The sequence below is a fragment of the Streptomyces sp. NPDC005574 genome (genome assembly GCF_040605435.1).
Taxonomy (GTDB): Bacteria; Actinomycetota; Actinomycetes; order Streptomycetales; family Streptomycetaceae; genus Streptomyces.
The window spans coordinates 23,891-29,890 of record NZ_JBEXCW010000024.1 but is presented as its reverse complement, the minus strand read 5'-3'; the positions used below and the strand labels follow the sequence as shown (position 1 = coordinate 29,890).

The 6,000-nt window shown below is 71.0% G+C and carries 5 protein-coding genes; 3 read left to right on the top strand and 2 right to left on the bottom strand.

Features of this window, described 5'->3' with window-relative positions:
* Nucleotides 1-139: 139 nt before the first annotated feature.
* Nucleotides 140-1,444 (bottom strand): M6 family metalloprotease domain-containing protein, encoded by a 1,305-nt coding sequence (locus ABZT03_RS17990; protein ID WP_356040237.1) that lies wholly within the window; start codon nucleotides 1,442-1,444, stop codon nucleotides 140-142.
* A 489-nt stretch (nucleotides 1,445-1,933) separates the two neighbouring features.
* Here ABZT03_RS17990 and ABZT03_RS17985 point away from each other — a divergent pair, with 489 nt between their 5' ends.
* Nucleotides 1,934-2,578, top strand: coding sequence for a TetR/AcrR family transcriptional regulator (locus ABZT03_RS17985; protein WP_356040234.1), 645 nt, complete (start codon nucleotides 1,934-1,936; stop codon nucleotides 2,576-2,578).
* Between the two features lie 201 nt (nucleotides 2,579-2,779).
* On the top strand, nucleotides 2,780-4,315 hold the full coding sequence (locus ABZT03_RS17980; RefSeq protein ID WP_356040232.1) for an MFS transporter: 1,536 nt from the start codon (nucleotides 2,780-2,782) through the stop codon (nucleotides 4,313-4,315).
* A gap of 171 nt (nucleotides 4,316-4,486) precedes the next feature.
* Here the strand turns inward: ABZT03_RS17980 and ABZT03_RS17975 are convergent, their stop codons facing one another.
* On the bottom strand, nucleotides 4,487-4,996 hold the full coding sequence (locus ABZT03_RS17975; RefSeq protein WP_356040230.1) for a MarR family transcriptional regulator: 510 nt from the start codon (nucleotides 4,994-4,996) through the stop codon (nucleotides 4,487-4,489).
* A 149-nt stretch (nucleotides 4,997-5,145) separates the two neighbouring features.
* On the opposite strand from ABZT03_RS17975, the gene ABZT03_RS17970 reads away from it, so the two are divergent.
* Nucleotides 5,146-5,937 carry a class III extradiol ring-cleavage dioxygenase gene (locus tag ABZT03_RS17970; protein WP_356040227.1) on the top strand — a complete coding sequence of 264 codons (792 nt, stop codon included), beginning with the start codon at nucleotides 5,146-5,148 and terminating at the stop codon, nucleotides 5,935-5,937.
* Nucleotides 5,938-6,000 lie beyond the last annotated feature (63 nt).

The following is a 6,000-nucleotide window of genomic DNA, read 5'->3' as shown; positions in this document are numbered from 1 at the left end:
GCCCCGTACGGTTCGCGGACCCGCGGTCGCCGGTACGGCCTGGTGACGAGGGTGCGGGCGCGAGGTCCCGCCACCGCCCCGCCCCAAGCGCCCCACCACCGCACCCCAGGTGCCCCCAACCACCGCACCCAAGTGCCCCCTACCGCCGCGTCACCAGCACCCGGTAGTCGCCCTTGAGGTCCGCGCCCGCCACGGATATGCGGAGTCCTCTTCGCGGGTCGGTGAAGTCCTCGCCGGGGGCGAAGGGCGCGTCCGAGAGTTCGGCGTGGACGTTCGGGCTGCGGGTGCAGCCGCCGCTGTCGGGGTGGGAGTCGTAGACCGTCACGGGTCCCATGCCGGTGTCCACGCCCCCGTCGACCTTGTAGATGAGTACGCCCGGGCGGCACACCGTCTCGTCGTTGCCCTCGCGGGTGCGCAGTTCGACGGCGTACCCCGTGCGGGCGCCGACCGGGACGACGAGCAGTTTCACCCCGCCGGGCCGGGCCAGCGGTGTCAGCGTGTACTCGGTCGTGCCGGGCCGGGCCGCGCAGTGCACCTGGGAGGCGTCCAGCCAGCCCAGTTTCCACTTGTGCCAGCCCAGCAGGTCGTTGTTGGCGCCCCAGTCCTCGCTCATGATGTCCCAGTGGCCGACCGAGCCGCCGCCTTCCTGGGTGTAGAGGTCGGGCAGGCCGAAGACGTGGCCGTTCTCGTGCGGCAGGACCCGGTAGCCGGTGCGGTCGTAGGAGCCGGAGCCGTCGTCCTGGCGGGAGTAGACGAAGGACGCGTTCGCCACCGGGACGCCGTCGGCGACCGGGGCCTCCGTGTTGCCGGCGAAGGTCACCGACAGGACCGTGTCCAGCGCGGACGGGCCGGCGTTCGGGGTGATCAGCACGTTGAGGAAGTCGTAGTCGCGGAAGTCGACCTTCGGGTCGGCCGTGGCCACGATGTCCTGGACCAGCCGGCGGTAGCCGGGGTCGAAGGGGGCGCCGCGTTCTATGCCGTACGCCTGGAAGGGCTTGGGCATCCGCAGCCAGGTGGGGACCGGTGTCTCGGGGCGGTAGTCGAGGCGGCCGTAGGAACTGGTGTGGAACCACTGCTGGGTCTGCGGGAAGAACTCGTGGAAGCGGTCGAGCGCGCTGCCCTGGCCGGGTGCGTCGGAGAAGTCGACCATCAGGGTGAGGGCGTGGACGGTGCCGGTGGAGCGGGAGTAGCCGGCGGACGTCGGGACTCCCTCGGACATCTGGACGGCCGGGCCACTGCCGATCAGGCAGGGGCTGAGCGCGGGGGAGCGGTCCAGGGAGACCGGCCCGGCCCCGGCCACCAGGTGGCCTGTGGGGAGGTGACCGGTGCCGGCCGAGGTGCTGACGGCCAGAGTCAGGAGGGTCACGGAGGCGAGGGCGGCCACACGCCGCGGGCGTATCCGACGGCGCTGCGGCCCGCCGGGCCCCTCAGACTGCGGCTGCATGCACGGGCCTTTCGCTCCGGGCAGCCGCCCGTCACCGGCTGCACCCTTTCGATCACCCTCTGCCGCGAGGTGACCGGGCGCGCGCTGGGGGAGCCGAACGTGGGGTGCCGACGGGGGGTGCCGGACGTCCCGGCCCGGGGCGACGGGGAGCCGGGTGGTGACCGGGTCGGCACGTGAGGGCGCGGCGGCTCGTAAGGGCATCTGCGCAGGCATGGGCGTGGCGCGCTCGGGCGGCCCCCAAGGGCACGCGCGCAGGTGGGAGGTGGTGGGGGAAGTTGCCGTCAGGTGGCGCGCGAGAGACGTGCGGGCGTCCGGCGCGGGCGCCGTACGGGCACCCGAAACGGACTCCTCGCATATGTGACCCAGGTCACATAAAACTTCTTCGGATGCGGGAAATAACCGGGGATCGTTTCCCCGTTTAGACCTGTGTCCGCGCGAAACGGGGAAACGCTCCCCGGATCGCCCGCCCACTCACCCGAGGAGCACACCGTGACCACCGCGACCGCCGTGCAGCGAAAGGTGACCCGGCCGCGTGCCGACGCCCTGCGCAACCGGGAGCGGATCGTCACCGCCGCCCAGGAGATGTTCGTCGAGTTCGGCCCTGACGTGCCGCTCGACGAGATCGCCCGCCGGGCCGGCGTCGGCAACGCCACGGTGTACCGCAACTTCCCGGACCGCGACGCGCTGGTCCGCGAGGTCGTCTGCTCGGTCATGGACCACACGTCCGAGGCCGCCGAGCAGGGGCTCGCGGAAACCGGCGACGCGTTCGAGGCGCTGGAGCGCTTCGTGCACTCCGCCGCCGACGAACGGATCAGCGCGTTGTGCCCGATGGTCGCCACCACCTTCGACCAGAACCACCCCGACCTGGTCGGCGCGCGGGAGCGCGTCGAGCGGCTCGTCGAGGAGCTCATGGACCGGGCGAAGGCGGCCGGCCGGCTCCGTACCGACGTGGGCGTCGGTGACCTGATGGTCGCCGTGGCCCAGCTCAGCCGGCCCCCGGCCGGCACGGGCTGCCTCAGCGCCGACCGCTTCGTACACCGTCACCTGCAGCTGTTCCTGGACGGACTGCGGGCCCCGGCCCGCTCCGTCCTGCCGGGCACGGCCGCGACCATGGAGGACCTCCGCCAAGCCTGAGCCACAGTTCAGAGAGTTTGTCGATCCGGCTGAGACGGTCTCGGTCCCGACCCGTTCGACCCGTTGAGCTCGCGGACAGCGAGCGGTCGAGACCGCGTTCAGCTTCCGGCAGTCGCCAACCCGACGAGCCGTCCCCTTCACACGTTTCCACACGTTTTCAGTCGTTTTTCTCCGTCACGAAGTCCCGAAGTGGGTATCCCCATGTCTGAAACAGCCGTAAAGGCCGCCGGCGTCGCCGACGCCCATGCCAACCGCTGGAAAGCGTTGTCGTTCATCGCGCTCGCCCAGCTGATGGTCGTCCTCGACGCGACCATCGTGAACATCGCACTGCCCTCCGCCCAGCAGGACCTGGGGATCTCGGACGGCAACCGGCAGTGGGTCATCACGGCCTACGCCCTCGCCTTCGGTGGTCTGCTGCTCTTCGGCGGCCGTATCGCCGACCTGTGGGGCCGCAAGCGGACCTTCGTCGCCGGTCTGATCGGCTTCGCCGCCGCGTCCGCCATCGGCGGCGCGGCCACCAACGAGGCGATGATGCTGGGCGCCCGCGCCCTCCAGGGTGCGTTCGGCGCGCTGCTCGCGCCCGCCGCGCTCTCCCTGCTCGCCGTGATGTTCACGGAGCCCAAGGAACGCGCCAAGGCGTTCGGTATCTACGGTGCGATCGCCGGTGGCGGCGGCGCCGTGGGATTCATCCTCGGCGGCGTCCTCACCGAGTACATGAACTGGCGCTGGACGTTCTTCGTCAACATCCCCTTCGCGATCATCGCCGCCGCGGGCGCGTACTTCGTCATCCGTGAGCCGGCCGGCGGCCGCAACCGCTCGCCGCTCGACATCCCGGGCGTCATCCTCTCCGTGCTCGGTCTGGTCACGCTCGTCTACGGCTTCACCCGCGCCGAGTCCGACGGCTGGGGCGACTCCGTGACCGTCGCCCTGTTCGTCGCCTCCGCGGTGCTGCTGGCCGCGTTCGTCGTCACCGAGTCCAGGGTCAAGGCCCCGCTGCTGCCGCTGCGCGTCATCACCGAGCGCAACCGCGGAGGCGTCTACCTCTCCCTCGGACTCGCGATCATCGCGATGTTCGGCCTGTTCCTCTTCCTGACGTACTACCTGCAGATCGTGAAGGGCTACTCGCCGGTCAAGACCGGCTTCGCCTTCCTCCCGATGATCGGGGGCATGATGGTGGGCTCCACGCAGATCGGCACCCGCCTGATGACCCGGGTCGCCCCGCGCTTCCTGATGGCTCCGGGCTTCCTGGTCGCCGGCCTCGGCATGCTGTTCCTGACCCAGCTGGAGATCGGCTCCTCGTACTCCGCCGTGATCCTGCCCGGCATGGTGCTGCTCGGTCTCGGCATGGGTACGGCGTTCATGCCCGCCATGTCGCTGGCCACGTACGGCATCGAGCCGCGTGACGCCGGTGTCGCCTCCGCGATGGTCAACACCTCGCAGCAGGTGGGCGGTGCGATCGGTACGGCCCTGCTGAACACGATCGCCGCCTCGGCGACGACCTCCTACATCAAGGACCACATCGGCGGCGCCGCCTCCAAGTCCCAGCAGCAGCTGGTGCAGTTGGAGGGCCAGGTGCACGGTTACACCAACGCCATCTGGTTCGCCGTGGGCATCCTCGTGGCGGCCGCGACGGTCGCGGCGACCCTCATCAACACCGGCCGCCCGGGCAGCACCACGGTGGCGGGTTCCGGCGAGGTCGTCGAGGACGAGGCGGCCGTACCGGTGGTCATGCACTGATCCCCGACGGCCGTCCGCCCGAGCTGCGCGGACGGCCCCGGGCCCACCGGGAACCCGCTTCGACAACTGTTCGACCCCCGTCGGCGCACGTGGCCGACGGTGCGCACGGGGAAGGGGACGCCCCGCACGCACCACCCTGACGGGCCTGCCCTGTCTCCGCCGGACTCGGGTTCAGCGGAGCCAGGGCAGGTCCGCACCCGCTCCGTTCGGCTGAAGTCCCTCGGCGAGGATCTGCATGATCTCGCCGAGGGACTTCTGCTGTTCCGGGGTGAGCCGCTCGAACACCGCCTGCCGTACGGCGCTGACGTGGCCCGGCGCGGTCCGCCGCAGGACCTCGGCGCCCTCGTCCGACAGGACGGCGAACTGGCCGCGCTTGTCGGAGGGGCAGTCCTCGCGGCGCACCCAGCCGTTGCGCTCCAGGCGGGCCACGGCGTGGGAGAGGCGGGACCGGGTGATCTTGGCCATCATGGCGAGCTCGGTCATCCGCAGCCGGCGGTCCGGGGACTCGGCGAGCTTGACCAGCAGGCCGTAGTAGATGTGCGGCATGCCCGCGTCGCGCTGGAGCTGACGGTCGAGATGGTCCTCGAGCAGGGTGGAGGCGTCGACGTAGGAGCGCCAGACGCGCTGTTCCTCGTCGTCGAGCCAGCGGGGCTCTTCAGCGGATGCGGGTGCCGTCTTCATGGACTCCACTGTACGAGATTTCTCCTTGAATCTTAAACAAACCAGGCGTACGCTGTGTGGTACATACATTGAGAGTTCAAGTAGTCGGGCCGGTCGCTCGCCCGTCCCGCTCTCGTCCCACTCTTCCGACGTCCGAGGGAGTAGCCGCGATGTCCGCCGCCACCCAGGAGCGCATGCCCGCCCTCTATCTCAGCCACGGCGCCCCGCCCCTGGCGGACGACCCCGTCTGGCCCGGACAGCTCGCCGCCTGGTCCGAGGACCTGCCGCGACCCAAGGCGATCCTGATGGTCTCCGCCCACTGGGAGGAGGCCCCGCTCGCCCTCGGAGCCACCACGGCCGTCCCCCTCGTCTACGACTTCTGGGGCTTCCCCGAGCACTACTACCAGGTCCGTTACGCGGCCCCCGGCGCGCCCCGACTCGCCGAGTCCGTACGGAAACTGCTGCGCGCCCCGGGCATGCCCGTGCAGGACATCCCCGACCGGGGCCTCGACCACGGCGCCTACGTGCCGCTCGTCGAGATGTTCCCCGAGGCCGACATCCCAGTCCTGCAGATCTCCATGCCGACCCTCGATCCGGTGAAACTCATGGAGATCGGCCGTACCCTGGCCCCGCTGCGCGACGAGGGCGTGCTGATCGTCGGCTCCGGCTTCTTCACCCACAACCTGGCCGCGCTGCGGCACACCGGCGGGGGAGTGCCGACCTGGTCCTCCGAGTTCGACGACTGGGGCCGCCGCGCCCTGGAGACCCGTGACTGGGACTCCCTGCTCGACTTCCTCCACAAGGCCCCGGCCGGCCGGTACGCCCACCCGCGCACCGAGCACTTCGCCCCGCTGTTCGTGACCATGGGTGCGGCGGAGGCGGGCGGCGAGCTGGACGCGCAGAGGTCCGTGATCGACGGGTTCTGGCTGGGAATGGCCAAGCGGTCGGTGCAGTTCGGCTGAGGGTGAGGGGCCGCCCGGGTCCGGCCGAGGTCGCGGTCGGGCGGCGGCCGCGCCCGGGTCCCG